The organism is Rhizobium sp. RU20A (assembly GCF_900155885.1).
Lineage (GTDB): Bacteria > Pseudomonadota > Alphaproteobacteria > Rhizobiales > Rhizobiaceae > RU20A.
This window is the reverse complement of sequence record NZ_FTMB01000001.1, coordinates 566,540-589,247: the sequence shown is the minus strand read 5'-3', so window position 1 is coordinate 589,247 and position 22,708 is coordinate 566,540. Positions and strand designations below refer to the sequence as shown.

Here is a 22,708-nt window from a genome sequence, read left to right as displayed (position 1 = left end):
GACACACCATGGAAAAATATCACCCCGTCCGCTACCCGCTTTTGCAGACCTGCATCGAGTCGGCGAGCAGCAGGGTGAACTGGCAGATGCGCGAGTTGGCGATGCTGCATGGCCCGGACAGCCCGCGGTTCAAAGCCGGGGCTACGGCGCTCGTCCACCAGGAAATCCCCAAGGATATGAACTTCAAGAGATCGCAGAGGTTCAAGAATGCCATTGATAACGTGCATCTGTCCTGGCGGGAGCAAGGAAGCGTGCTGTTCGACATCAATTCCCTGAACGGAGCCGATGCGTTCAACTGGGACGATGCCCACCTGATGGATTTCAACATTCCGGAGCAGCACTTCTACCTGCATTTCGGGGAGGAGTCCGACTTCAAGCTCAAGCACAAGCCCTCGATCTTCCTCGATGGCGTGTACTTTACGACGGTTCCTCGGGAAGGCCGGGATGGTTTCTCCCTTGCCTTTGTGACGAACGAGACGGGCTGGGAAGAGTGGCCCGATCGCACGTATGGAGAAGAGATGGCGGCGGCTGGCCGGATGGCGGCTGCCTGGGTGGCATTCGAAGAGCCGATCTCGAAGACGCTGCGCGAACGTGGAGTGGTAGGCGACCCGACCCTGATATCGGATCCGACGATGCTCAGAGTCGTGGACGAGATGGATACGATGATCGGCCGCCTGTGTGCGGCGGAGCACGAGATGACATTCAGAAATGCGGGAACGAGGCACTAGAAGCTTCACAGCACCCACATCCCGCCGCCGTGCCATGTTGATCGTGCCTCGCCCGCGCCACCTGCTCTAGCCGCGACCTACTCCGCTTCCACATTACAGTTCGCGAAGATCGCGTCGCGCGCTACGATCAGCCAGTCTTGGATCAGCGCGCTGTGACCGCCGTCGACCTCGCCATGTAGAAAGCGATGTCGCTCGACGAACAGCGCCATCACCAACGCGTTTGCCAACGTCTTGCTTTCGGGCCCCTGAATAGAAGCGCATGGAGGTCCTCAGGAGTGATTTCCTCGAAACGTCCCCGCGACATTTCGTGAATGTCCATGAATATGGCCACGACCGGATCCCGACTTCCCGTCACGTCGATCGGATAATCATCCCATGCAACCCGATCCGCGGTGACGCCGAAATAAAACTCGGAGAGAGGATCCTGGTTCTCGGGATCCAGCAGCGTACGTTCGAACTGCTTTATGATCCCGATGACCTCCTTCGTCTCCTCCTCGGATGGTTCGATGGTAATTGGCTGGACTGGCCCGGAAGCTCTTTCAAATACGACTGGCACGATATCACCTTTCGATTGCGTATTGTGTGCACTGGGAGTTCTTGAGCACACCACGGAACCGAACTAGGCAGACAATCCTAAGCGCTTGTTACGATGCGATAACCTGGCAGAAAATCCTGCCCCCATAGTAAAATGATCGGTACCCGTCAGCGAGATCGGACCGGGCTAGTGTCAAACGACCATGACCAGTTCAGCCCCACTCGTGGATTGTTTCCACAAGCCGAGCGCCGTCGTCGCCGACCTTCGTGATCGAGTAAAGGTCTATCGGCGAACGTCAGGCGGCCGTAGGATTATCGTCGATGACTTCCGTCTCCGGTCGGTCGCCTCCATCGACATGCTGGGTCTGCCACTGGCCGTCCGCAAGCTGGTACGAGATTTCGGCGGGTTCGCCGCCCACCTCCTGCCGCCGCGCAGCGTCGTTCGCGGCTTTCACCCCTGTTTCGTGATCCGGGTAAGGCTCCGACCACACGTCTCCGAGCCGATACGCGTAACCACCATCGTGCTCTGCTACATGATACTTCAAGGTCATCGTGATCTCCTGCAGTGACCGGGCGCAACGCCGGAAGGCGTCGCAGGTTCCCGACCCTCTTCTCTCGGAAGCGCGGCGCGACGGAACACGAGGGTGCAGAGGGGCGCGATTACCTTTGATCGATTTCGCTCTGCCGACAGGGTCGCACCTTCGCCTTTCAGAAGTTCCATCAGGACGGATTTCGGAAGTTCGCCGAGCGTTCAGGCATCCGTAATCGATGGAATGACAGTAATCGGCGGAAAAGATGATTACTGAGCTGGCGGAACCCCAAATGATGTGGCCGCAGCGTCAGGACTCACACTGCCCGGTCCCACCCACTCGATCAGGTCTGGGGCCTGACACCTCCCATCCTCCGCCGGAAGTCGATCAGACCTTCTTTTCCATCCCCCATGCCGTGGCTCCGCAGCTCAGTGCCCGTCATCTTTTCAGCGTAACATACGGCATCTTCGAGAAGGCCGAAGTCGCTATCCCGAAGGCGGAGAGAGCCGATCGCGAGGTGCTTCCTCCATTTGGGGCCTCGCCTCCAGGCTTCCATCCATGCCGCCCCCAGTTCGAAGTCTTGTTTCGCCTCCGCCAGCCCGCGGATCAGAGAAGCAGACTGCGCCAGATCCTTTGACACCTTGCTTGCCGCCTGCATCCCGCCTTGTCGGCGGGTCGAGAGGATGAGCTTGTGCACCGCGAAACGCTGTGGTGCAGGCACCACTACCCCTACTCCGGCACCATGAAGGACGACTGATCTGACCGGTTCGTAGATCAGGAAGTCGAGAAATGGCAGGGCCTGTGCGCCGATATTACCGAGCGCAGGCATCTTCGACAGGCCCCTTCCATAGTCCGCATCGCCCCTGTTCGGGGTCAGAACCTCGATCTTTAAGCCGTCCTTGTTCCGATACCCCGCCACCAGGTTTGGAGAAAATGCGTTGAAGATCGGCTTGAACGTGCTGTCAACGTCTACGAGAAGGTTGCCGATGTCGGTCATTGAGTCCTCCACGAGGACTGAGATACTATAGAACTGAGCGATATCGATGTCGTCGGTGCGGTAGGTGGCCTGATCGAGCTTGATGCCCAGCAGCCCGCCGTAGGCCTGGAAGGCATGCGAACCCACGAGGGTTGCACGAAGGCGGAACAGGCCGTTGGCAGCCAGTTTCTCGATCGTCTCGCCTTCCGTTGCAGACGGAGACGGAAGGCCAGACCGCCTGAGCTGGCTCGCCAGCTTGCGACGTGCGACGTAGTCAGCTTTCAGTTCGCTTGCGTTTTCAACGCGCCTGGTGACATCGACATCGTCGACAGGTCCTACATATTTTGACTGAAGCTTTGGAGGTGCCGAGCCGTCACCTCTCTCGAGCGTGCGGTGATACCAATATTCACGGTTGTGCCTGCGTAGTTTGATGAAGGAACCTGTCACGGGAAACTGGTCGCTCAACTGGACATCATGAGCCCGCTCAACAAGTTCAGAAAACGCTGTTTGATCGATAATGGAAAGCGATCTCATGGCTCCACCTTGCTACAAGTCTGCCAAACTTGTAGCAAGGTTATACCAATCAACACCTTGCTACAAGTCTGCCGAACTTGTAGCAAGGTGCACCAATCGAGACGAGGAGCGCATGCAGTAGCCGAGGAAGCGCTTAGAATCGACCGGGGAAAGTCGGCACTCTCCATAGAATCGTCAGTAAAAAGATCCCGACTAGGAATTCGATCAAGCTGGTGGCAGTTGCTACCTATTGCGCAACTTTGCGGACGGGAAGCGCAATCTCAGCGAAGAAGACATCAAATCGTGCCTCTTCCCGCAGACCATCATGAGGGCTAGCGGGTACCCGATCAATTGCCCGATCGAATACCGCATGCCGCAGGTAGTGCAACCTTGATTATCTGGTGCTCGCGTCTCTTCAATTCGCGCAGCACCCCGAGCCACGGGACTGCCGGAGCCGAACATGCCTCAAGGTGATCAGCCAGCGCGGATCCCCGGGCGGCGGGTTCGAGGCATGACTTACTGTTCGTAAAAGGACCGTATCGGGTACTCGGGCCTCGGCTCGTAGGGTAGACCGAGGGCTTCCGGCTCCGTTCCATCCATCCAGAGTTTTCCGATCTCGCGGGCCTGATCGTACGATAGTCCCTGGCCATGTCCCAGATCAACGGTGTCGCGGAAACGGCTTACCCGGGCGAAATTCGACCATGGCTGCACGGTCTTTTCCGAAATCCGCACGATCCACTCGCCCTCATCGCCGAGCTGGAAAAGCTGAATCTCCCTTTCCGGAAGGTCGTATCCGCATTCAGTGTCGGAGACGAACCGCCAGCGGTAGTCGACGTTGTAGTCGATCTGCCAACGCCTCGGCCCCTCTCTGGCTGGAACATTCTCCTGCGCGCCCTCGATCCGCCCTCCCGGTGGTTCGTCGAACATGACGACATCCGCTGGCCATTCCCTGGTCTCGGCGACATGTCGGATATGCTCCTCGTAGGCAGTGAGTATTTCAAACAGCTTGTTGTCGTGCTCGGGAGCGCGGAAGACATCGTGTTCGTTCTGGGGGAAGTGGGTGGAAAGCGCGTGAGTGACCATGCCGGAGACCGTAGCGCAGCGGCCAGCGCCTGCGTCTGGCAACTCCAGCGTCCACACTGCCGTCCAGGGCTTGCGGTCGACGTACCACCAGGCATCGTCACGCCTGCTGATATCGGCGACGACTTCCCTGAGTTCCTCTGTCGTGTCGCCATCGCGTGCGGCGACGACCCAATACCATCCATGCACGCTGCGAAGAACCGTTACTCCGAACTTCTCGTCCGTGTGCCGCGCGAGTTCGCCCATCTTGATGTTCATGTCTGCTCCATTGTTTCCCCTCTGATAGCTCGCAAGAACTAAAGGAGGCCAAAACGCAGGTGGCGCATTCGTCCGGATGGATTCATTTTCCGTCAACCGTCCGGCCACGCGAGGATCGACCGTAAAGGTTTCGCCAAGGTTCGGCGTGCGAGGTCAGCGCCTCGAACGAGGATATCATCAACGTGAACAGCATCCACACCTTCGCAATTGGCGACATACACGGACGGGGGGACCTGCCTCGCGGCCTGCTCGACGGGATCTCGTCACGTGCGTCTCGCATGGGATACACCTACCGGATCGTCTTCCTGGGTGACGTGATCGACCACGGGCCCGAGAGCCGACAGGCGATGAGCTTGGTCTCCACGACACTGAACCAGATCCCCGGTTCGCGGCTGATCCTCGGAAATCACGACTCCTTCATCCTTCGCATGCTGGACGAGACCGATCAGGTTCGAAGGCAGGCTCTTATCCTGCATTGGATCGCCAAGATGGGCGGCGGAGCCACCCTCGCCTCCTACGGCTTGGGTTTTTCAGATGTCGATCCCGCCCGGATCCTCGATGTGATCGATGCCGGACACGTGGAGATCCTCCGCGGCGCCGAAAAGTATGTCGAACTTGATCGACACATCCTCGTCCATGCCGGGCTCGAGCCTGGGGTGGCTATGGATCGGCAGGATCCGTACAAACTGATGTGGATCCGGGAGCCGTTTCTGAGCCATCGCGGCTCCTTCGGGAAAACCGTCGTTCACGGCCACACTGCAACGTCCTCAATGATGGCCGAGCGTTTCCACGGGCGCATCGCCATCGACACTGGTGCCTATGAGAGAGGTCTCCTTTCGGCTCTCCACATAATGCCGGACGGGCGCGAGACCGTTGTTCAGGCGGTCGCTCCTGTCGCGGGTGTGGTGACAGTGATCAACGGCGGCATCCTGGATCTGGGCATCGCCAATACCGCACATTCGCGTTTCGTTGGCCGCCTCAGGAATGCCTGACGCATGAAGATCGTCAACTCCTTGTTTGATTGGATCATCGGCATCTACCGTCTTCCGGACCGAGTACGATATCCAAATCAATTTTCGCTGGTCTTCGACATGCAGTTGCAGCAGTGGGACAATTGGTGCTGGGCCGCGACGGCCTCGAGCATCTCGCACTACTATGGTCCAGACTACCCTCTTTCTCAGGACGAGATCGTCGGACGCGCGCTCGGTCTTCCGCCGCCTTGGGTCTCCGACGAGTCGTGGAATAGAGGTGCCACGATGCTTACAGGACTTTGCATAGTGCGTTGCGAGAGCTCGACATATCCTGGCTTTGCCAGTCTTCGGCAAGTTTTGCGGCAACTGGATCTGGGAAACCCTGTTTGCGTCCAGATAAAGTGGCCGTCAAATAAAGGGCATGCTGTGGTGATCCATGGAGGTTGGTTCGATGAAGCCGGAGATGATCATTTCCTCGTGGGTGATCCCGGCTTTGGCTGTTCGTTTCCAGTGCCTGGGCGCGAACTTCGAGATGACTACCTTGAGGTAGGCGGTCGCTGGGTTCAGACCTACCAGGTCCGCAAGCCTTGAAGACGGCTTGATGGGCTTGCGACAGGAGAGACGGAATGACGATTGCGGTACGTGAGGCCCCGACATCGGTCGGCGAGAAATTCGATCGGGCAATTGCGATCTTGGCCGCGATGCCAGGGCGGAACCATAGCAGCACCGGATATCGTCATATCGGCCCCTTTCCGAGGAGAGTGCTTGAAGGCATTCCACGCTCTGAAGCCGACCTTGCCGCTCCATATTCAATGGGATGGCAGTATCTGGTTCAGGACGCGGACGGGTATGGCGTGCTGGACATCAGTGGCAAGCCGGATGGATCATACAGTTCCTTCCGACGCGGCGACTTCGCACTCGGATACTTTGAAGCACTAGAAGCCGCCCAGGCCGATGCATCAAGCACCCCAGGAGTACACGAGCTTGAGATCGTCGATATTCCTTCCGCGTTCACGCTCTTGATCACGATGAGGGCGCAAGAACTAACGCTATATCCTGCCTTCTTTCGGGGAAAACGTATCGTTCCTTCATCGTGCACGTTGGAAGATCTGCAAAGTCTGCGTCCGGGAGATTTCCACCGCGACGACGACGGCCCTTCACTGATCTGATGCAGTCTCTTCGGAGAAATCACGGATCTTCAGCTTCAACTCTATCCCGCTCCCCGCTATCACCCGCAGCCTCCTGATCATGTCCGCGGCTTCAAGCAGCGCGCTGGAAACATCGCCATCGGGCTGATCCTCCGCCCGGGCGGCGACATCAAGCAGCCTGATGATCGCGTCCTGATTCGTGCCTGAGCCCGGAATACCGACCGACACCCGAAGATCGCTGATTTCCCGGATGGCGCGATAGAGCAGGTCACTTATTCCCGATCTGCCGATCTTATGCAGGCTGTTCGCGGCTCGTAGAAGGTCGGCGGTTATGGTGTCGCTCATCGGATGGAGTCGTCGATCGTTTTCATGCTCATACCGTGTCCACGGATTCGGTAGCCACCTGCAAGCCACTTGCGTCGACCGACGAGGTTTTGATCACAGATCCTGCGCGGGATGTCATCGAATCGTCATTCGAACGGTCGTGCGGCCTCTCCAACTGTCCGAGCAACTGCGGAGCGTCGGCGGCGCGATGATTGTCCATGTCAATGATCACGGAAGATCTTGCCATCGTTGGGAAGTTAAAACGGAAGGCTTTGCGATGGGATCCGAGCGCAACAAAAAAGGCCGGGGCGAAATCGCACCGACCTTCCTCATTTCGCCATTCACCTCAGCCAGTACATCCGTGGTCGGAAGCCGATCAGCGAAATCGCATCGCGAGCAACGAAATCATTTCAGCGCTCACTAGCAATGCTGCGTAGATCTTTACAGATGGAATGTGACCAGATGAAGTCCGCATCGCCTTCCATGCCACACAAGCCGTTCGAGACCTTGCGTCTAGTGCACGGATGAGGACGAAGGCGCGTTCACCGCAGTCGCCAACGGACCGAAATAGGTGGCGATGAGCACTGTCGCGACATCGTCGACGCTTCGGTAGCCTTGCCAGTATATTCGGATCGCGGCCTCGCACACGAATCTGTCGACGTGCTCGGTCCGTTCGACCTCGTGGAAGTCGAACCACCGTTGGACGGCTTCCGCGAGCATCGCCGCATCCGGGCTGATATCATGACGTTCGGTTTCCATGTGAGTTCCTCCATTGCGAGACCTAGGCAGGAACTCGCTGCCGTCAATGGCGGAACGTGTCGCGCCTCCGACGCGGTTCGCGCTCGACAGGCACACGGGATGTCGTTAACCGTGCTTCGCGTCTCACGGGAGCAGGCGTGCGCATGGACATGGAAACGGTTTCGCTCTCTATCGGGTTCGGCCTCGTGGCCCTCCTGTATGCCGCAGTGGGTCAGGCCGGAGCATCCGGTTACATTGCGCTGATGTCGTTGCAGGGTTTTCCTCCGTCGACGATCAGGATCACGGCTCTGACCCTCAATCTCCTCGTAGCGGGGATCGGCAGAGCTCTTTTCTTCAGGAGGGGTCTGGTCTCGTGGAAGGCCGTCTATCCGTTCATGATCCTTGGCTTGCCTCTGTCGGTGATCGGGGGAATGGTCGAGCTCCCGGAAGAGGTCTACAACCCCGTTGTGGGGGTGGTGCTCATTGTCTCCGCTTTTCAGATGGCCAAAGCATCGCTCGGGCGGGGAATGGTGTCTTCGAGCACCGTGAAGCCACCGCTGCCCGCAGCCATTGCGGTGGGAGCAGTGATCGGGTTCATATCTGGAACGACGGGGACCGGAGGTGGCGTATTCTTGGCTCCGGTCATCCTTGCTTTTGGCTGGGCGACGGCCAGGCAGACGGCGGCCACGACGGCCGTCTACAATCTCCTGGCCTCGGCGGCCGCTCTTGCCGGGGCGAGCACCAGCTACGAAGGCGTCGCCCTTCCCTCGTCATGGTGGATAGCCGCCGTAGTGGCAGGTGGTGGACTTGGTGCCTTCGTCGGGAGCCGATTTCTATCGGAGCGAATACTGAGGGGGATCCTGGCGCTGCTGCTGCTCGTTTCCGGCATCAAGCTTGTGTGGTAGCGCGCCCAACCGCTCCGGCAGGCCCGGCTGAAGTTCGGGATTCAGAACCGTTTCGCTCGTCCGACGTTGTCGCTTGCACCTGGATCCGCTCTTGTCTCCCAGGAGGCAATCACAGTCATGACACCAGAAGCACGCGAAGCATATCTCGAGAAGGTCGACACGGCCTGCCTTGCGCTTGAGGCCACGGCAGTGGGCGGGCGGCTCGCATTCGGAGCAACAGTGATGGAAATGGGGTCAACCCTCTTTTGCGACGGCCATCCCGATCGCGATGTCGAGGAAGGCAGATACCGTCTTCGCGCAGTTGTCATCAGGCAGGCCGATGCGCTGCTGGAACTGTTGGAGTTCATCGGAGAGTGAGCTCTCTGTCGTGCGACCTCGTCGATCAGAATGATTGCCTGTGCCGCGACCGCCGGCGTGCCATGGTGGAAGACGAAGGGGTTCGACCCATGTTCCGGGGAGCGCCCTTCTGACCCGGAGAATCGCGAACGCGCGGCCGCCATCGGCGCTGAAGGCAATCATCGTTACGGGTGATGAGGGGCGGATGTGATGCGGGGCGATAGATTTCAAGCCCATCGCAACCACCGAGCGCGGTTACAGCCTCCTTGACCTTCCCACAGTGGGAAACCCTATCTCTGGATTCGCTCACATCGACAGGAGAACAAGATGTACGAATTCGACATTCCCAACATGACCTGCGGCCACTGCGCGGGGACCGTCAAGAAGGCGATCGAGCAGGCCGACCCGGCAGCGAGCTCGATCATAGATGTCGGCACCAGGAAGGCGAAGATAGAGACTTCGGTCTCGCCGGAGGCGATGGCGGCAGCCATCAACGACGCTGGGTATCCGACGACCTTCAAGTCTGTCTGACTACGTCAAACCCATGATGGTGCTCTCGCTTGTGACGGCAGGCGAGCCACCACTATCTCATTCGGATGGGGAGGAATGATGGGAGGGCGCAAGAAGACCTACAGGATCAATCCAACCGCTGGTGCGCCTACCGGGCCGCATCGGAGGCGGAGTCTCCCCCGTCCAATCCGTACGAAGGCCCGGAAGCACTTTCTGGCCGCGGTGCTCGTGGCAGCGGGCGCGCTTGCCGCAACGATCGCAATACTGAGCTCGGCGTGATCGCCCTGGGCGATGCTTACAATTTCGCGGAATTAGGTAGCAACTGCCACCAGACTCGCAGCCGCTGAGTTCTTAGGATCGTCCCAATCCTAAAGGAGTGGTTGTGTATGGTTCATGTTGCAGATGAGTTAAAGCGGAAGAGTGCCGAGATTGGGGCTGAGATCGATGAACTGAGAACGCGGATCTCGAAGCTTCAACAGCAGAGAGCCGCCTTCGACATTGTCATCCAGACATATGAACCAGACTATGCCGTTGCGGCATCGCGCACAGTTGCTCGACGCCGGAATGGTGATGGTGCCGACGACATCTCCGCGCTATTCAAAGACATTGATCGTCGTAGCTTCACTTTACGGACGCTCCGCCAAGCCGGGCGGCCGATCACCACAGGCGAATGCGCATTGGCGTTCGCACGGGAGGTTGGGCTGGAGCAGGACGATCCCCGGATGGGGAAGATTGGGAACCGTTTTTCCCAGGTGCTCGACCAGCTCGCTAGGGCAAACCGCGTACGTCGTGCTGAAATGGCCGACGGTCATCGTCATCTTTGGGAGATCAGCGCTTGAGGGACAGAATGAGTTTACTCTTCCTCAGGGATCATTTCCGCAAGCTTTTGATCGAGAGCGCTCAAGGGAAATTGCCAGTGCTTAACTGTAAGGCGGCACTTTTGATACAGCCGCAAATGGTCATCGACATTACCTGCAGCACCGCCCGGCGTGTTCTCGACGATAGTCTTGTGCAGGATCGCCGCTGCGACATCGGGTAAAAAGTGCGTGGTGAGTGCGTTAGTAGCCATAGTCATCCCTTTACGAACATCGTCCCTCAGTAGACCGGACATGAGTTGCCGGCGCTACTGATCACGAGCGGGATTTTGCCCGTTTTCCCAAACGAGATCTGGTGGATGGTTGCCCTGCCAGTACCCACATAGGTTCCGCGATGTCGGTCTCGATAGCGCCTTGTACAGCATGCCCCAGAGCTGCAGGCCGTTGTCGACCCGGCGATTGTCCTCGCGCCAGGCGATCTCTGCCGCATACCAGTCGAAGTACCGCACCGAGAAGCGATGGTGGATGCCCACGTAGGCCCGCTGGATGCGGCTGAAGAAGCTTTCGACGTGATGGTATTGACCCCGCACTTCGTCTGGTATTCCTCACTGTGATTGACCCGGTGCAGTTCCTGGAGGCCTTCGAGGTCGTCGTAGCTGAAGTGCTCGTCAGCGTGCAGGCGTGAACCCTTGCGGACGTGCTTCTTGACCATCTCCCATGCCTCGCTGGAGTCCTCGCTCCGGATGACGCGGGTCAGGGTCTGCCCGCGGCCAAAGGGCTTCTTCTCCCGGAGTGTCAGGATCGTCAAGCGCTTGTTGTTCCGGTTCTCGGCACGTCGTCGATCGACGCGGTCCTCCTTGCGGTTCTCCGGCTTGATGTGGCCGCCTGCGTATTTGCCGTCGATGTGGATCTCTCCTTCGAGCATCATTCGGAAGCGCCGGGTCGAGATCGCCTCGCGCATCTTCATGAGCAGAACCCAGGCCGTCTTGTACTGGCAGCCGAGCTCGCGGGAGAGCTGGAGGGCGCTCTTCCCTTCACGCTGTTCACGGAGAACCACAGGCCCGCCAGGATGTCCTGGAAACTCATCTTGCGGAAGGCGAAGACCGTCCCTGTCGTGACCGAAAACTCGCGACGGCAAGCCTGGCACTTGAAGCGGCGACGCCGGATCTCCCAGCCGTTCGCATGCGAGCAACGAACGCAGGTCGGGCGTCCTTCCGTATCCGGCCAGCGGATGAAGCAGAAGGCCTTGTAGGGCCGTTCCTCATCGAAGGCGCGGAGCTGTTTAAGCGAGAAGGTTCGGCAGTAGGGCGAGAGCAGGAAGTGCTGGTTGCCCCAATATTTCTACCCTCCGAAGTGCCTCCAGTTCATGGGAGATGGAGGACTGCGGCGGAATGACGGACGGCAGGCTGGAAGGCATGTTCGGTCCCTTGAAGATTACGCGATACGACAGGGCACCACCGGGTGTCGGTGGGCGAAAAATCAGCGTTGTCGTATGTCTATGGGCCTGAACATGCCGCGGACCATACTAGGGTCGCGTAGAAGTGTCGATCGGATTCGGCGGAAGCGGCTGGGCGAAGGCCATTGAGAGGGTGCAACTGCCACAAACGGGCGCTCGCACAAACGTTTTGCGCCGGTTTGAATAAATTCTGTATATATTCATTAAATGCGCAATTGTAGAAAAAGCTGTTTTTTCATATGGTTAAAAAACGGTCTTATTCAAAAGACCAGTTTACCCTTGATTTATTCGTCACTCTTGGGTCGAATGGGGTACGACAAGAGAGGTTCTGACATGCATCCAATTATCGCCCTTAGACAGCTCGACGACCTTCAAAAGCAGATCGTTACCCTTCTGTTGCGATCGCCAAATGGGCTGGCTCAGAAAGACGTAATCGCGAAGCTCGCCAACAGCGTGAGCCAGCCGACGATTTCGAGGGCGATGGCAAAGCTCATTGAAAACGACATTGTGGAGAAGACTGGGGAGACACGATCATCCCTCTATAAATTGTCCGAGGCTGCAACGTGGTTCGCCAAGCCGCCGCATCATCGACCGGAAAAGCCCTATGAACCGCATCGCATCGGTGGCTATATTCCAAACGTCACAGCATGGCTCCCTGTGGAGCAGCGCAATAGGATGACTCTCGCGGCTCAGGGTGTGAATCAGGCGCTAGATGCCTCAACCTATAGCAGAGAGATCGCCCAGCGCTTCCTCATTGATCTCGCCTGGGCTTCTTCCAGCCTAGAGGGGAATACGTATTCGTACCTAGACACCGAAGTCCTCCTTCAATACGGCCAGAAGGCGACTGGCCATGATTTGGAAGAGGCCACCATGATCCTAAACCACAAGCACGCGATCGACGAACTGATTGAAAACGTAGGTCGCCCGGTCTTGGATCAGAAATTTGCCTCACGCATCCATGCTATGCTGTTGCGCGATCTCATATCTCCAGAAGATCTTGGTCGTGTTCGAGGCAACTCTGTCCGCATTCAGGGATCCAGTTACCGTCCAGAAGGTGACGCTTATCAACTTTCGTCCGACCTGGGGCAGTTGCTTTGGAAGGCGGAACAGGTCGAGGATCCCTTTGAGGCAAGCTTTGTGTTGCTTACCGGGCTTTCCTATCTCCAGGCTTTCATCGACGGCAATAAGCGGATGGGTCGATTGATGTCCAACGTGCCACTCTTGTGGAAGGGCCTTCCGCCGATCTCCTTCATCGGCGTTGATCGAAACGCGTATCTCTCAGGGCTTATTCTTTTCTACGAACTCGGAGATCCGTCCCTTATAGCTGAAGCTGTTGTAGATGGGTATGTTGAAAACTCGAAGAATTACGCCGCCGCGGTTGCCACCCGTCGCGTTCCGCGATCCATCGAGTTCCGAGAACGGACGCGCATTGATCATCTCGTCGCCCGGATTGTTGACGACCAAATCGATGAAACTGATGCCAGGTCGGCGGCCTTGGAGTTTTTCGCTGATCTTGAGGAGGAGGATCGAGAACATCTTGCGCAGATCGTCGAATCGATCATCGCTGCTATCAGCCCCGAGAATGCATACGCATGGCGAGTGGATCCGGAGAAGGTAGAAGCTTACCTCAATCGAGGTCGCAGGAATGGCTTTTAATTTATTCACCTTTCATTCACGGTGCGTCATCGCCTGTGCAACTAGCTGAATTAGCTAGGGATTATGATCAGATTTCATTCATGTGAGCGCAATGCTCAATTGGATAGTCCGAACAGGCCGCGCTTTCGCTCTCTACCCTGCGCAAGCGTGGTGGCAGTTGCTACCTAATTCCGCAATTTCGTTTGACCCTCTTCGCAAGCTGAGAGCCGCGCGACCGCTGGCTCGCAGAAAGCCAAAGACAGACGACGGATGCTTTGGTTCACAGCCGCAGAAGGTCTGCTGCTCGTGATCGACGACGACCCGTTGCCCGCCCACAGCCCGCTGCGATCCATGCAAATCCCTCACGGCATGCGGAACCTCGCATGGCAGCTCGTGCATGTTTGAAGCATGAGGTGGTACGCGTGTTCCGGGGGCATCGAAGCCGCATCCCGATCTGCATCCGCCTTACGCCCGAAGGGACTGCCGAGAAGCCTGCCGCCCATCCTGGTGTCGGGCCCCAGTTCCTTCGGATTTCTGTCGGCGGCCGAGGAGAGCGCGGCGGCGTATGTCTCGAGGTCGCGGGCGAGCCTTCCAAATTCTTCGGACGATGAAGAGATCATTTCCGCATCCGCCTTCGAATCGGGTTGGTGCCCGCCGCCGAAGTCGTCGACAAGGCGCTTTCCCGCACGCGTCCGGATGCTTTCCGCAGCCGCCCTGAACTCCGTCTGGGAGTACGCCCTTCTGCCGCTGAACAGGTCCCCGATGATCCTTGCGGAGTCCGCCATCGATTTCATGCCGACTTGCCGCTCCCAAGCTGGCGCGGCAGCAACTGCGCCAGCCAGTGTGAGAAGAACGACCGTGGTCGCGCCGATGCCGCCGTATGATCTCACTGATGCACCTCCCGGGTTTCGGTTGCGCGACCGAGCCGCCAGCCTTTGGCGACAGCATAGACGGCCGGGATGACGACGAGGGTCAGCACCGTCGACGACATCATGCCGCCGATCATCGGAACCGCGATCCTCTGCATGATCTCAGACCCGGTTCCGGTGCTCCACAGGATCGGTATCAGTCCGGCCATGATGGCGACCACGGTCATCATCTTGGGGCGAACGCGCTCGACCGCTCCGACGACGATCGCCCTGTGCAGGTCCTCAGCGGTCAGCTTGCGCCCTTCCGCCGCGCACCGTGCCCGCTCTTCGGCCAGCGCGTGATCCAGATAGATGAGCATGATCACCCCCGTTTCGGCGGCCACGCCCGCGAGCGCTATGAAGCCAACCGCGACCGCGACGGACATGTTGAAGTCCAGCCACCACATCAGCCAGATCCCGCCGACTAGCGCGAAGGGCAGAGAGAGCATGACGATGAGCGTCTCGGTCAGCCGCCTGAAATTGAGGTAGAGCAGCAGGAAGATCAGGGCCAGCGTCAGAGGCACGACAAATGCCAGTCGCGCCTTCGCTCGCTCGAGATATTCGAACTGCCCACTCCAGCCGAGTGAATAGCCCGGCGGCAAAGAGACCTCGCCCTCGACTGCAGCCTTCGCCTCGGCCACATATCCGCCGAGGTCGCGGCCCGCGATGTCGACGAAGACGTAGACGGCAAGCTGACCGTTCTCTGTTCGGATCGATGTCGCACCTCTGGTCAGCTCGATTCTGGCGACATCTCCGAGCGGCACGGTTCCGCCGCCCGGCAGACTGACGAGAACGTCCCTGCCGATCGCCTGCGGGTCGCTGCGGTAGTCGCGCGGGTAGCGGATGGCGACCGAATACCGCTCCCTTCCCTCTACTGTTTGAGTCAGGGTCTCGGAGCCCAGAGCGATGCCGACCACATCCTGAACGCTGTCGATCGTCAGGCCGTATCGGGCGAGCGCCGCACGGTCGGGAAGGATATCGAGGTAATAGCCGCCGATCACCCGTTCGGCATAGGCAGATGAGGTTCCGGGAACCGTCCGGAGGACGGTCTCGACGCGGCGTGCCACCTTCTCCATCTCACCGAGATCGGTGCCGAAAACCTTTACGCCGACGGGAGTACGGATCCCGGTGGACAGCATGTCGATCCGTGCACGGATGGGCATCGTCCAAGCGTTGGAGACCCCTGGAAACTGAAGCGCGCCATCCATCTCCTGCCTGAGGGAATCGACCGTCACGCCGGGCCGCCACTGGTCCTTGGGCTTCAGGGTGATGATGGTCTCGAACATTTCGGTCGGAGCGGGATCGGTCGCCGTGAGCGCCCTGCCCGCTTTGCCGAACACGGTTTCGACTTCCGGGAAGGACTTGATGATCCGATCCTGCGTCTGCATCAGTTCGGCTGCCTTGGTGACCGAAAGACCTGGCAGGGTTGTCGGCATGTACATGAGCGTCCCTTCGTCGAGCGCGGGCATGAACTCGCTGCCGAGCTGCCGCGCTGGCCAGACCGTGACCGCCAGCGCCGCGAGCGCGATGACGATGGTCACCGTCCTGGCTTTGAGGACCCCTGCGATGATCGGGCGGTAGACCCAGATGAGCACCCGGTTCACAGGGTTCCTGTGCTCGGGAATGATCCTGCCCCGGACGAAGACGACCATGAGCGCCGGCACGAGGGTGACCGAGAGGATCGCCGCGGCCGCCATTGCGAAGGTCTTGGTGAACGCGAGCGGCCCGAACAGCCGTCCCTCCTGGGACTCAAGCGTGAATATCGGCAGGAACGAGACGGTAATGATCAGCAGGCTGAAGAAAAGTGCCGGACCGACTTCGGATGCAGCTTCGATCAGGACCTCCAGGCGTGGCTTGTCCGCAGGGGCGCGCTCCAAATGCTTGTGGGCATTCTCGATCATCACGATGGCCGCGTCGATCATCGCGCCGATGGCGATGGCGATGCCGCCGAGGCTCATGATGTTGGCTCCGACTCCAAGCATCCTCATCGCCCCGAATGCCATCAGGATCCCGATGGGGAGCATGATGATGGCGACGAGCGCGCTCCTGACATGCATCAGGAAGACGATCGTCACGACCGCGACGACGAGCGACTCTTCGAGCAGCGTCCCCTTGAGTGTCTCGATCGCCGCCTCGATGAGCCGCGATCGGTCATAGACGGGAACGATCTCCACTCCGGCAGGAAGGCTGGCCTTCAAAGCTTCGATGTTCGCTTTGGTGTTTTCGATGACGGTCAGAGCGTTGGAGCCGTAGCGCTGCAGCACGATGCCCCCGGCGACTTCGCCGTCACCGTTCATCTCCGTGATCCCGCGGCGCTCGTCGGGAACCAGTTCCACCCTCGCCACGTCCGCCAGCCGCAACGGCACTCCCTTCTCGGACTTGAGGACGATGTTCTCGATGTCTGCGATACCCTGAAGGTAGCCGCGGCCGCGCACCATGAATTCGAACTCGGACAGCTCGACTGTGCGACCACCGACGTCCCGATTGCTGGCCTTCACCGCAGACGCGACATCGTCCAGGGTGATGCCCTGCGCCTTCAGCCTGACCGGGTCGACGACGATCGAATACTGTTTCACGAAGCCGCCGACGCTCGCCACCTCCGCCACGCCTCCGGAGCGCGACAGGCCGAACTTGATGACCCAGTCCTGTAGCGAGCGGAGTTCGGCAAGGGACATCTCCTTGGCGATCACCGCATACTGATAGACCCAGCCCACGCCCGTGGCATCTGGGCCGAGCGTCGGCGTGACGCTCTCCGGCAGGCGGCTTGAGGCGGCGTTCAGAAACTCGAGCACCCGGCTTCTCGCCCAGTATGGATCCGTCCCGTCCTCGAAGATCACGTAGACGAAGGAGACTCCGAAGAAGGAAAAGCCTCTGACGACCTTGGACTTTGGGACCGTCAGCATCGAACTCGTGAGCGGATAGGTGACCTGGTCCTCCACGACCTGGGGAGCCTGTCCGGGGAAGTCCGTGTAGACGATGACCTGAACGTCGGAGAGATCAGGGATCGCGTCGAGCGGGAGAGTGCGCAGCGCATGAACGCCTCCTGCCGCCACCATGAAGGCGCAGACGAAGACGAGCAGCAGGTTGCGCGCCGACCAGGAAATCAGTTTCGATATCATGGCTGTGCGTCTCCTGCGGCAAGGGCGCTCAAGGCAGAGTTCAGGTTGCTCTCGGCATCGATGAGGAAGTTGGCCGAGACGACCACTCGATCTCCTGCCGCGAGGCCGACCGTCACCTCCGTCCTCTGCGCACCCCTGACACCGACCTCGATGTCGCGTGGTTCGAACCTCCCCTCGCCCTTGTCGATGAACACCACTCGCCTGCTTCCGGTGTCGACGATCGCGTCGTTGGGAACCGAGACGACGGGATCCGGCTCACCGGACGATATCTCGACGGTTCCAAACATGTTCGGGAGAAGCATGCCATCTGCATTCGGCACCCGGATCCGCACCTTGGCAGTCCGGGTCTGATCACGGATTTCGGGATCGACGAGCTCGACCGTGCCGCTCACTGCCATGCCGGGCCGGGCGGTCACGGTCACGGTTGAGGCCGCGCCGACTGCGACAGCGCCGAGCTGGCTTTCCGGCACGTCGGCCACGATCCACATCTCCCGGGTGTCGGCAATCCTGAACAGGATGTCGCCGGGTTCCGCCATGCTTCCGGGGGTCGTCGTCCGCTCGATGACGATCCCATCCGCGGGAGCATCGAACGATATGCTTGGTGGAACCTTGCGGTCCCTGCGAATGGTCTCGATCGCACGATCGGACATTCCGAGATTGCGAAGCCTCAAGGCGCTCCCGGCGGTGTCACCACCTCCGGACACGACGTTGGCATACTCGGATGCGGCTGTCGCGACTTCCTTCGAGTAGAACCTGAAGAGGCTGTCTCCGGCCTTCACGCGGCTGCCTGCAGTCACCGGGGCGACCTCCTCGATGAAGGAGTCGGAGCGCATGCTTACGGCGTGAATCCTCCGATCGTCGAGCATGACGATGCCGGGGACGCGCAGCCTTGTCGGCAGCCTCTCCCTCTTGACTTCTGCCGTTCTGACACCTGTGCGTTGAAGCTTCCCAAGCGGAACCCGGACAGTGGAGCCTCCCTCGGCCTCGCCCTCGCCCTCGTAGACGGGAATGTAGTCCATCCCCATCGAATCCTTCTTCGGTACTTTGGAAGTGTCGGGAAGCCCCATGGGGTTGCGGTAGTAGCGGATCTTCCGCTCGGTGGCGGGAGCGTGGCCGGATCCGGCTTCCTCTATGCCGGAATCGGCCTCCCTAGCCTGAGGCTTGTCGGCGAAACTGACATCCTGACTGGCGAGTACTGGGACGAAGTTCGTGCCGTCCGACGTTTTTGCAGGTTTCGCAGACCATGCGGGGGCACCGTCAGGATGCCGATAGTAGATGACAGGGTCAACGCCCGGAGACGGGGCATCTTTGGCTACGGCCGGAGCCTCGGCCATCAGAAGCCTGATGGCGGCGAAATCGGGCATGGCGACCCTGTCGGAGCCAAGCAGGTACCCTCCCCCGCCACCGATGGCGAGGGAGCACGCGATCAATAGTAATGCAGCGCTCTTCACGGGAGTGCCTTCAGAACCACTTCGCCCTGAACGGTGTCGGGCTCACCCTGCACCTTGGCGGCCACTTTGAAGCGCCAGCCGCCAGCCATCGACAGGTTGGCGCGGAAGCGGTAGATGCCCGACTCCGTTTCTGGGAGGTTTTCCACCGAGGTCGTCATCATCTCCATGCCGTCCGGAGCCATGTCCATCCGCGTTGTGAAGATGACGGCGCCGGACACGGGATTTCCGGACCTCTTGTCGACAAGTCTGACGGCTACTTCTGCCTGGGAACCATGCTTCACCTCGGAAGCGACGGGTTGAAATTCGTAGTCTCCGGCTCCGGCCAGAGCAGTGCCCGCGGGTACGGTAAGCACAGCGAATGCGGCGACGACGGCGCGCACGGAAAGGTTTCTCTTCATGATGATTTCACATCTCAAGACGCGTGGAAGCGCGTGGAATCCGGATGCGCCGGGAAGTTCCGCAACTCGGAACAGGCTGACGCAGTGAACGAGAGTGAATCAGGCGCGCGGTGGTCGCGGGAGTGGCTCGACAAGAGTCGATGCGAATTCCTCTCCGGCAATGCGCGGGAACGATACTGGTAGTGGGTGGATAAGAGGCAAGCTGGCAGCCGAAGAGAGGTTGCCGACGATCACAGTCGAGCAAACAAGCGCGAGAGGGCAGGATTTCATGCAGTCGGGTTTAGTGGGCTTTTTCACTTCCGGACAGCATGGCATGTCAGCCATTGCCTCTTCTTCCGCAACCTGGCTCCCCATCGCCATGCCCGGCATCGGTACTGATGAAGCCATGGCCGCTGCAGCCGCCGTCACGCTCACTGGTCCGATCAGGACCGCGAGCATGGCGAACGCGCAGAGAATGCGTTGAATGACCATCAGTGGCTTCATGGGTTCACTCTTGCACGACAAGGGAGCCTTTGTGAAGCCGCTGGAGCGAGCGCGCCATCCGGTCGCCCCCGCGCGGCACATTATCGGATGTGGTCGGGAGGATGACGACACCCTCCCGACGCTGGGTCAGGCTGCCATCTTCTGGCAACTATCGGCGCAGTTTCGGCAGGCATCGACACAGCTCTGCATGTCGCCCAGACGTTCGCAGTGGTCAGCGCACTGCCTGCAGATCTCCGCGCACTCCTTGCAGGTATGCCTGTGGTGCTCGGTGCCGATCAGCATGAAATGCGCGGATGTCCGACACATCTCGGAGCACGCCATCATCAGCTTGAAATGCGACGGCTCGGTGTGTTTGCCGCCTGTCTCCAGGCAGTGACCCATCGCCATCGACAGGCACTCGCTATAGCATGCGAGGCAGTTGTCGATGCACTCCTTCATCTCGGAAGACATGTGATGCATCACTTGGCCTCCTTCTCAACCCAGGCCGTCAGCTCCTTGATCTCCTTGGTCTGGTCGTCGATGATCTTTTGGGCCTTCGCTTTCGTTTCGGCATTCTTACCGTACTTCAGCTCGACCTGGGCCATGCTGATCGCGCCCATGTGGTGGGCGATCATCCCGCACGCGAAGGCCACATCGGGATCCTTCTTCATCATTCCCTGCATCATGTTCATATTCATCGACTTCATGCCGTCCATGGATTCCTTCTGGAATTCGGCCATGCCCGACATCTGGTGCCCCTGCATGGACATGTCACCGCCGGACGACATTTCGGATTTGCACTTATCCGGATAGGCCATCTGCGAGGATGCCATCTGGGCGGAGGTGGAAAGCGGTGAGGCGACGAAGGCCGCGGCGAGGAACGACGAGGCGAGAGCAGTCTTGATCATGTTGTTCATCTTGAATTCCTGTTTCGTGAGATAACGTTCTGGTTCACGAGCCAAGAGATCGTGGAGGGGGATCGATCGATTTCACGAGCAGTAGAGGCTGCTCGGATTTCAAATAGGCCTCGGGACGGAGCAAGGTTTCCGACGGCAGCCCTGACGACGGAAGGTGCGGAAGAATCGGACAGCAGTGCATGCTGTTGCAGCAACCTAGCTGTGTTCCGGCATGATGATCATGGTTGGCCGCCGCCTCTGAATGGACAGCATCGCATGCGTGCGGTGCAGCGGCAGCGGATGTCATCGCGAGCAGGTTCAGCGCCACCATCACGATCGCGAGGGCGCACAGCACATGCCGCAGGCCGAGTTTGAGGATCATCTGCCACTCCCGAGGTTGCGGCTTGAACATCGGGCAAAGGATAAAGTTCCAAGCAGGACATGGCAGACAGTGCGAATTTTCCGATTTGGCGACATTCGATAGATTCCTTTGTTGAGGCGGACGGCAGCAGCCCGGAACACCTGACCCATCGCTCGCTAAATTAACCATTTCTCGAATATGAAGAATAATAATGGACAAGTGTGACATTTATGACATCCTCCCGCCGCAATGATACTTGATGAGGCTGAAGCGGCGGCGGAGACAGGACTCACCTTGAAGCGAGTGTTGACAACGGAAGCGCGGCATACTGCTGCCTCGAAGAAAGATCACAACCGCATGTCGGGAAGAGGCCGCGCCCTCATGGCGGGCGGCCTCCTGGCGCTTCTTGGATCCGCCACACACGCATCTGCCGAAGACCGCACCCTGAAGCTCTACTTCGGGCACACTGGCGAACGCGCCGTCATCACCTTCAAAAGGAACGGCGTATTCGACCAGGCCGGGTTGAACCAGCTCAATCAGTTCCTGCGCGACTGGCGTGCGGAAAAGAGCACAAAGATGGATCCCCGGCTCTTCGACATTGTCTGGGAGGTGTACAGACGAAGCGGTGCGAGCGACTTCATCAACGTCGTCTCCGGCTATAGGTCTCCAAACACCAATGCGATGCTACGCACCCGTTCGTCGGGCGTGGCCAAGGAAAGCCAGCACACACATGGCAAGGCCATGGACTTTTTCATTCCCGGAGTGAAGCTCGCAAGCCTGCGCGCGCTCGCGATGCAGGTTCAAGGTGGCGGAGTCGGCTACTACCCAGCGTCGGGATCACCCTTCGTCCATGTCGACGTGGGTGGGGTGCGGGCATGGCCCCGCATGAGCCGACAGGAGCTCGTTCAACTCTTTCCGAATGGCAAGACGCTCCACGTCCCAAGCGACGGAAAGCCGCTGCCCGGCTACGAGACGGCTGTCGCGGAATACAAACGCCGGGGCGCGGGTTCTGCCGTCGAAATTGCCAGCTTTGGTGGTGCAAAGCGGAAAGGCAATTTCTTCACAGCCCTGTTCGGAGGAGGCGATACCGAGGAGGAGGAGGACGTAGCGGAAAGCACGGCATCAACCAGGAGCAAGCCCGCCGCGCAGCCGACGAAGTCCGAGCAGCAGCCCGTTGTGGTGGCCTCAGCGGAGCCGGCGGCGAAGTTCACGGCCCCGGTTCCGGTCGCGCGGCCGGACAACGGCACCCTCCTGACGGCACTGCGTCCCACCACGCCGACAGAGCATGAAGCTTTCGTCGCAGTGACATCAGCGGCTTCTGGAAAGGTCGAGCAGACTGCGCCCTTCGAAGACCTGTCCGGCTACGCGATCCCAGTCCCTGTCTTCGCGTCGCGGCCCGTGCAGGCTGAGAAGGTCATCACTGCATCGACGGCGAAGATGTCGGACACGGTTCAGGCTTCGACCGGATCTATCCCCCTGCCCCGCAAGGAGCTTGCGGCAGCTCTCGTGACTCCGACGGAATCGCAACGTATTGCGAAGAGTTCCTTCAGTGCGAGCTACACGACCGGATATCCGTCCCAGGATGGCTTCAAGCCAGTGACCGCAACAGCGACGTTCGATCTCGGACGCTTCGGCGATCTCCCTGCCAGGCAGTGA

27 protein-coding genes are annotated in these 22,708 nt (G+C 59.4%); 10 read left to right on the top strand and 17 right to left on the bottom strand.

Translation table 11 applies throughout. From position 1 onward, the window contains the following. The first annotated feature begins 8 nt into the window (after positions 1 to 8). A complete protein-coding gene (locus F3H41_RS02925; RefSeq protein WP_149737061.1) occupies positions 9 to 728 on the top strand; it encodes a hypothetical protein in 720 nt (239 codons plus the stop codon). 77 nt (positions 729 to 805) lie between these two features. On the opposite strand, the gene F3H41_RS21685 is transcribed toward F3H41_RS02925, so the two are convergent. From F3H41_RS21685 to F3H41_RS02905, 5 genes are all read right to left on the bottom strand, one after another. Next, positions 806 to 937: a hypothetical protein gene (locus F3H41_RS21685; RefSeq protein WP_280177029.1), complete on the bottom strand. Its 132-nt coding sequence runs from the start codon at positions 935 to 937 to the stop codon at positions 806 to 808. Then, positions 937 to 1,284 carry a hypothetical protein gene (locus F3H41_RS02920; protein ID WP_149737060.1) on the bottom strand — a complete coding sequence of 116 codons (348 nt, stop codon included), beginning with the start codon at positions 1,282 to 1,284 and terminating at the stop codon, positions 937 to 939. Before F3H41_RS02920 ends, F3H41_RS21685 begins: the two co-directional genes overlap by 1 nt. A gap of 274 nt (positions 1,285 to 1,558) precedes the next feature. Continuing rightward, positions 1,559 to 1,813 (bottom strand): hypothetical protein, encoded by a 255-nt coding sequence (locus F3H41_RS02915; RefSeq protein ID WP_149737059.1) that lies wholly within the window; start codon positions 1,811 to 1,813, stop codon positions 1,559 to 1,561. Positions 1,814 to 2,135: 322 nt separating this feature from the next. After that, positions 2,136 to 3,302 (bottom strand): GSU2403 family nucleotidyltransferase fold protein, encoded by a 1,167-nt coding sequence (locus F3H41_RS02910; protein ID WP_149737058.1) that lies wholly within the window; start codon positions 3,300 to 3,302, stop codon positions 2,136 to 2,138. A 495-nt stretch (positions 3,303 to 3,797) separates the two neighbouring features. Beyond that, the gene (locus F3H41_RS02905; protein ID WP_149737057.1) at positions 3,798 to 4,619 is read right to left on the bottom strand and encodes a hypothetical protein; all 822 of its coding nucleotides are present in this window, start codon (positions 4,617 to 4,619) and stop codon (positions 3,798 to 3,800) included. Positions 4,620 to 4,801: 182 nt separating this feature from the next. Here F3H41_RS02905 and F3H41_RS02900 point away from each other — a divergent pair, with 182 nt between their 5' ends. Genes F3H41_RS02900 through F3H41_RS02890 form a run of 3 tightly spaced genes read left to right on the top strand, consistent with a single transcriptional unit; the run spans position 4,802 to position 6,759 of the window. Next, complete coding sequence (locus tag F3H41_RS02900) at positions 4,802 to 5,611, top strand: metallophosphoesterase (RefSeq protein ID WP_188129322.1); 810 nt, start codon at positions 4,802 to 4,804, stop codon at positions 5,609 to 5,611. Positions 5,612 to 5,614: 3 nt separating this feature from the next. Then, entirely contained in the window at positions 5,615 to 6,181 is a 567-nt protein-coding gene (locus F3H41_RS02895) for a papain-like cysteine protease family protein (RefSeq protein ID WP_149737055.1), read from the top strand. A 35-nt stretch (positions 6,182 to 6,216) separates the two neighbouring features. Beyond that, positions 6,217 to 6,759, top strand: coding sequence for a hypothetical protein (locus F3H41_RS02890; protein WP_149737054.1), 543 nt, complete (start codon positions 6,217 to 6,219; stop codon positions 6,757 to 6,759). On the opposite strand, the gene F3H41_RS02885 is transcribed toward F3H41_RS02890, so the two are convergent. Then, entirely contained in the window at positions 6,748 to 7,083 is a 336-nt protein-coding gene (locus F3H41_RS02885; protein ID WP_149737053.1) for a hypothetical protein, read from the bottom strand. The genes F3H41_RS02890 and F3H41_RS02885 overlap by 12 nt on opposite strands. 492 nt (positions 7,084 to 7,575) lie before the next feature. Next, positions 7,576 to 7,821, bottom strand: coding sequence for a hypothetical protein (locus tag F3H41_RS02880; RefSeq protein WP_244616055.1), 246 nt, complete (start codon positions 7,819 to 7,821; stop codon positions 7,576 to 7,578). A gap of 143 nt (positions 7,822 to 7,964) precedes the next feature. Between F3H41_RS02880 and F3H41_RS02875 the strand changes: the two genes are divergently transcribed. The 4 genes from F3H41_RS02875 to F3H41_RS02860 all read left to right on the top strand — a co-directional run bounded on the left by F3H41_RS02875 (position 7,965) and on the right by F3H41_RS02860 (position 10,390). Further along, on the top strand, positions 7,965 to 8,705 hold the full coding sequence (locus tag F3H41_RS02875) for a sulfite exporter TauE/SafE family protein (protein ID WP_149737052.1): 741 nt from the start codon (positions 7,965 to 7,967) through the stop codon (positions 8,703 to 8,705). Between the two features lie 117 nt (positions 8,706 to 8,822). Further along, positions 8,823 to 9,062: a hypothetical protein gene (locus F3H41_RS02870; protein ID WP_149737051.1), complete on the top strand. Its 240-nt coding sequence runs from the start codon at positions 8,823 to 8,825 to the stop codon at positions 9,060 to 9,062. Between the two features lie 306 nt (positions 9,063 to 9,368). Further along, positions 9,369 to 9,572 (top strand): heavy-metal-associated domain-containing protein, encoded by a 204-nt coding sequence (locus F3H41_RS02865; RefSeq protein WP_149737050.1) that lies wholly within the window; start codon positions 9,369 to 9,371, stop codon positions 9,570 to 9,572. A 365-nt stretch (positions 9,573 to 9,937) separates the two neighbouring features. Then, positions 9,938 to 10,390 (top strand): hypothetical protein, encoded by a 453-nt coding sequence (locus F3H41_RS02860; protein ID WP_149737049.1) that lies wholly within the window; start codon positions 9,938 to 9,940, stop codon positions 10,388 to 10,390. Positions 10,391 to 10,404: 14 nt separating this feature from the next. On the opposite strand, the gene F3H41_RS02855 is transcribed toward F3H41_RS02860, so the two are convergent. Next, positions 10,405 to 10,620, bottom strand: a complete 216-nt coding sequence (locus tag F3H41_RS02855) for a hypothetical protein (RefSeq protein ID WP_149737048.1) — start codon at positions 10,618 to 10,620, stop codon at positions 10,405 to 10,407. Between the two features lie 26 nt (positions 10,621 to 10,646). Further along, positions 10,647 to 11,423: an IS1595 family transposase gene (locus tag F3H41_RS02850; protein ID WP_188129321.1), complete on the bottom strand. Its 777-nt coding sequence runs from the start codon at positions 11,421 to 11,423 to the stop codon at positions 10,647 to 10,649. A gap of 732 nt (positions 11,424 to 12,155) precedes the next feature. Here F3H41_RS02850 and F3H41_RS02845 point away from each other — a divergent pair. Continuing rightward, positions 12,156 to 13,478 carry a Fic family protein gene (locus F3H41_RS02845; protein WP_188129320.1) on the top strand — a complete coding sequence of 441 codons (1,323 nt, stop codon included), beginning with the start codon at positions 12,156 to 12,158 and terminating at the stop codon, positions 13,476 to 13,478. A gap of 341 nt (positions 13,479 to 13,819) precedes the next feature. Here the strand turns inward: F3H41_RS02845 and F3H41_RS02840 are convergent, their stop codons facing one another. The 8 genes from F3H41_RS02840 to F3H41_RS02805 all read right to left on the bottom strand — a co-directional run bounded on the left by F3H41_RS02840 (position 13,820) and on the right by F3H41_RS02805 (position 21,073). After that, positions 13,820 to 14,347 carry a cytochrome c gene (locus F3H41_RS02840; RefSeq protein ID WP_280177028.1) on the bottom strand — a complete coding sequence of 176 codons (528 nt, stop codon included), beginning with the start codon at positions 14,345 to 14,347 and terminating at the stop codon, positions 13,820 to 13,822. Further along, a complete protein-coding gene (locus F3H41_RS02835) occupies positions 14,344 to 17,484 on the bottom strand; it encodes a CusA/CzcA family heavy metal efflux RND transporter (protein ID WP_149737044.1) in 3,141 nt (1,046 codons plus the stop codon). The genes F3H41_RS02840 and F3H41_RS02835 overlap by 4 nt, the downstream gene beginning before the upstream one ends. Further along, positions 17,481 to 18,935, bottom strand: a complete 1,455-nt coding sequence (locus F3H41_RS02830) for an efflux RND transporter periplasmic adaptor subunit (protein WP_149737043.1) — start codon at positions 18,933 to 18,935, stop codon at positions 17,481 to 17,483. Before F3H41_RS02830 ends, F3H41_RS02835 begins: the two co-directional genes overlap by 4 nt. Next, positions 18,932 to 19,333, bottom strand: coding sequence for a FixH family protein (locus F3H41_RS02825; protein WP_149737042.1), 402 nt, complete (start codon positions 19,331 to 19,333; stop codon positions 18,932 to 18,934). The genes F3H41_RS02830 and F3H41_RS02825 overlap by 4 nt, the downstream gene beginning before the upstream one ends. Positions 19,334 to 19,432: 99 nt before the next feature. Further along, positions 19,433 to 19,816: a hypothetical protein gene (locus tag F3H41_RS02820; RefSeq protein WP_149737041.1), complete on the bottom strand. Its 384-nt coding sequence runs from the start codon at positions 19,814 to 19,816 to the stop codon at positions 19,433 to 19,435. Positions 19,817 to 19,942: 126 nt separating this feature from the next. Continuing rightward, positions 19,943 to 20,275 carry a four-helix bundle copper-binding protein gene (locus tag F3H41_RS02815; protein ID WP_149737040.1) on the bottom strand — a complete coding sequence of 111 codons (333 nt, stop codon included), beginning with the start codon at positions 20,273 to 20,275 and terminating at the stop codon, positions 19,943 to 19,945. Next, positions 20,275 to 20,712, bottom strand: coding sequence for a DUF305 domain-containing protein (locus tag F3H41_RS02810; RefSeq protein ID WP_188129319.1), 438 nt, complete (start codon positions 20,710 to 20,712; stop codon positions 20,275 to 20,277). Before F3H41_RS02810 ends, F3H41_RS02815 begins: the two co-directional genes overlap by 1 nt. A 34-nt stretch (positions 20,713 to 20,746) precedes the next feature. Further along, complete coding sequence (locus tag F3H41_RS02805) at positions 20,747 to 21,073, bottom strand: hypothetical protein (RefSeq protein ID WP_149737039.1); 327 nt, start codon at positions 21,071 to 21,073, stop codon at positions 20,747 to 20,749. Between the two features lie 282 nt (positions 21,074 to 21,355). Between F3H41_RS02805 and F3H41_RS02800 the strand changes: the two genes are divergently transcribed. Next, positions 21,356 to 22,708: a DUF882 domain-containing protein gene (locus F3H41_RS02800; RefSeq protein ID WP_244616116.1), complete on the top strand. Its 1,353-nt coding sequence runs from the start codon at positions 21,356 to 21,358 to the stop codon at positions 22,706 to 22,708.

Excerpts from the sequence above, each read along its gene's own strand:
- F3H41_RS02915 (WP_149737059.1), bottom strand. The coding sequence starts at position 1,813 with ATGACCTTGAAGTATCATGTAGCAGAGCACGATGGTGGTTACGCGTAT.
- F3H41_RS02905 (WP_149737057.1), bottom strand. The coding sequence starts at position 4,619 with ATGAACATCAAGATGGGCGAACTCGCGCGGCACACGGACGAGAAGTTC.
- F3H41_RS02845 (WP_188129320.1), top strand. The coding sequence starts at position 12,156 with ATGCATCCAATTATCGCCCTTAGACAGCTCGACGACCTTCAAAAGCAG.
- F3H41_RS02880 (WP_244616055.1), bottom strand. The coding sequence starts at position 7,821 with ATGGAAACCGAACGTCATGATATCAGCCCGGATGCGGCGATGCTCGCG.
- F3H41_RS02890 (WP_149737054.1), top strand. The coding sequence starts at position 6,217 with ATGACGATTGCGGTACGTGAGGCCCCGACATCGGTCGGCGAGAAATTC.
- F3H41_RS21685 (WP_280177029.1), bottom strand. The coding sequence starts at position 937 with ATGGCGCTGTTCGTCGAGCGACATCGCTTTCTACATGGCGAGGTCGAC.
- F3H41_RS02855 (WP_149737048.1), bottom strand. The coding sequence starts at position 10,620 with ATGGCTACTAACGCACTCACCACGCACTTTTTACCCGATGTCGCAGCG.
- F3H41_RS02885 (WP_149737053.1), bottom strand. The coding sequence starts at position 7,083 with ATGAGCGACACCATAACCGCCGACCTTCTACGAGCCGCGAACAGCCTG.
- F3H41_RS02810 (WP_188129319.1), bottom strand. The coding sequence starts at position 20,712 with ATGAACAACATGATCAAGACTGCTCTCGCCTCGTCGTTCCTCGCCGCG.
- F3H41_RS02925 (WP_149737061.1), top strand. The coding sequence starts at position 9 with ATGGAAAAATATCACCCCGTCCGCTACCCGCTTTTGCAGACCTGCATC.
- F3H41_RS02870 (WP_149737051.1), top strand. The coding sequence starts at position 8,823 with ATGACACCAGAAGCACGCGAAGCATATCTCGAGAAGGTCGACACGGCC.
- F3H41_RS02815 (WP_149737040.1), bottom strand. The coding sequence starts at position 20,275 with ATGCATCACATGTCTTCCGAGATGAAGGAGTGCATCGACAACTGCCTC.
- F3H41_RS02835 (WP_149737044.1), bottom strand. The coding sequence starts at position 17,484 with ATGATATCGAAACTGATTTCCTGGTCGGCGCGCAACCTGCTGCTCGTC.
- F3H41_RS02825 (WP_149737042.1), bottom strand. The coding sequence starts at position 19,333 with ATGAAGAGAAACCTTTCCGTGCGCGCCGTCGTCGCCGCATTCGCTGTG.
- F3H41_RS02865 (WP_149737050.1), top strand. The coding sequence starts at position 9,369 with ATGTACGAATTCGACATTCCCAACATGACCTGCGGCCACTGCGCGGGG.
- F3H41_RS02875 (WP_149737052.1), top strand. The coding sequence starts at position 7,965 with ATGGACATGGAAACGGTTTCGCTCTCTATCGGGTTCGGCCTCGTGGCC.
- F3H41_RS02895 (WP_149737055.1), top strand. The coding sequence starts at position 5,615 with ATGAAGATCGTCAACTCCTTGTTTGATTGGATCATCGGCATCTACCGT.
- F3H41_RS02805 (WP_149737039.1), bottom strand. The coding sequence starts at position 21,073 with ATGATCCTCAAACTCGGCCTGCGGCATGTGCTGTGCGCCCTCGCGATC.
- F3H41_RS02820 (WP_149737041.1), bottom strand. The coding sequence starts at position 19,816 with ATGAAGCCACTGATGGTCATTCAACGCATTCTCTGCGCGTTCGCCATG.
- F3H41_RS02910 (WP_149737058.1), bottom strand. The coding sequence starts at position 3,302 with ATGAGATCGCTTTCCATTATCGATCAAACAGCGTTTTCTGAACTTGTT.
- F3H41_RS02860 (WP_149737049.1), top strand. The coding sequence starts at position 9,938 with ATGGTTCATGTTGCAGATGAGTTAAAGCGGAAGAGTGCCGAGATTGGG.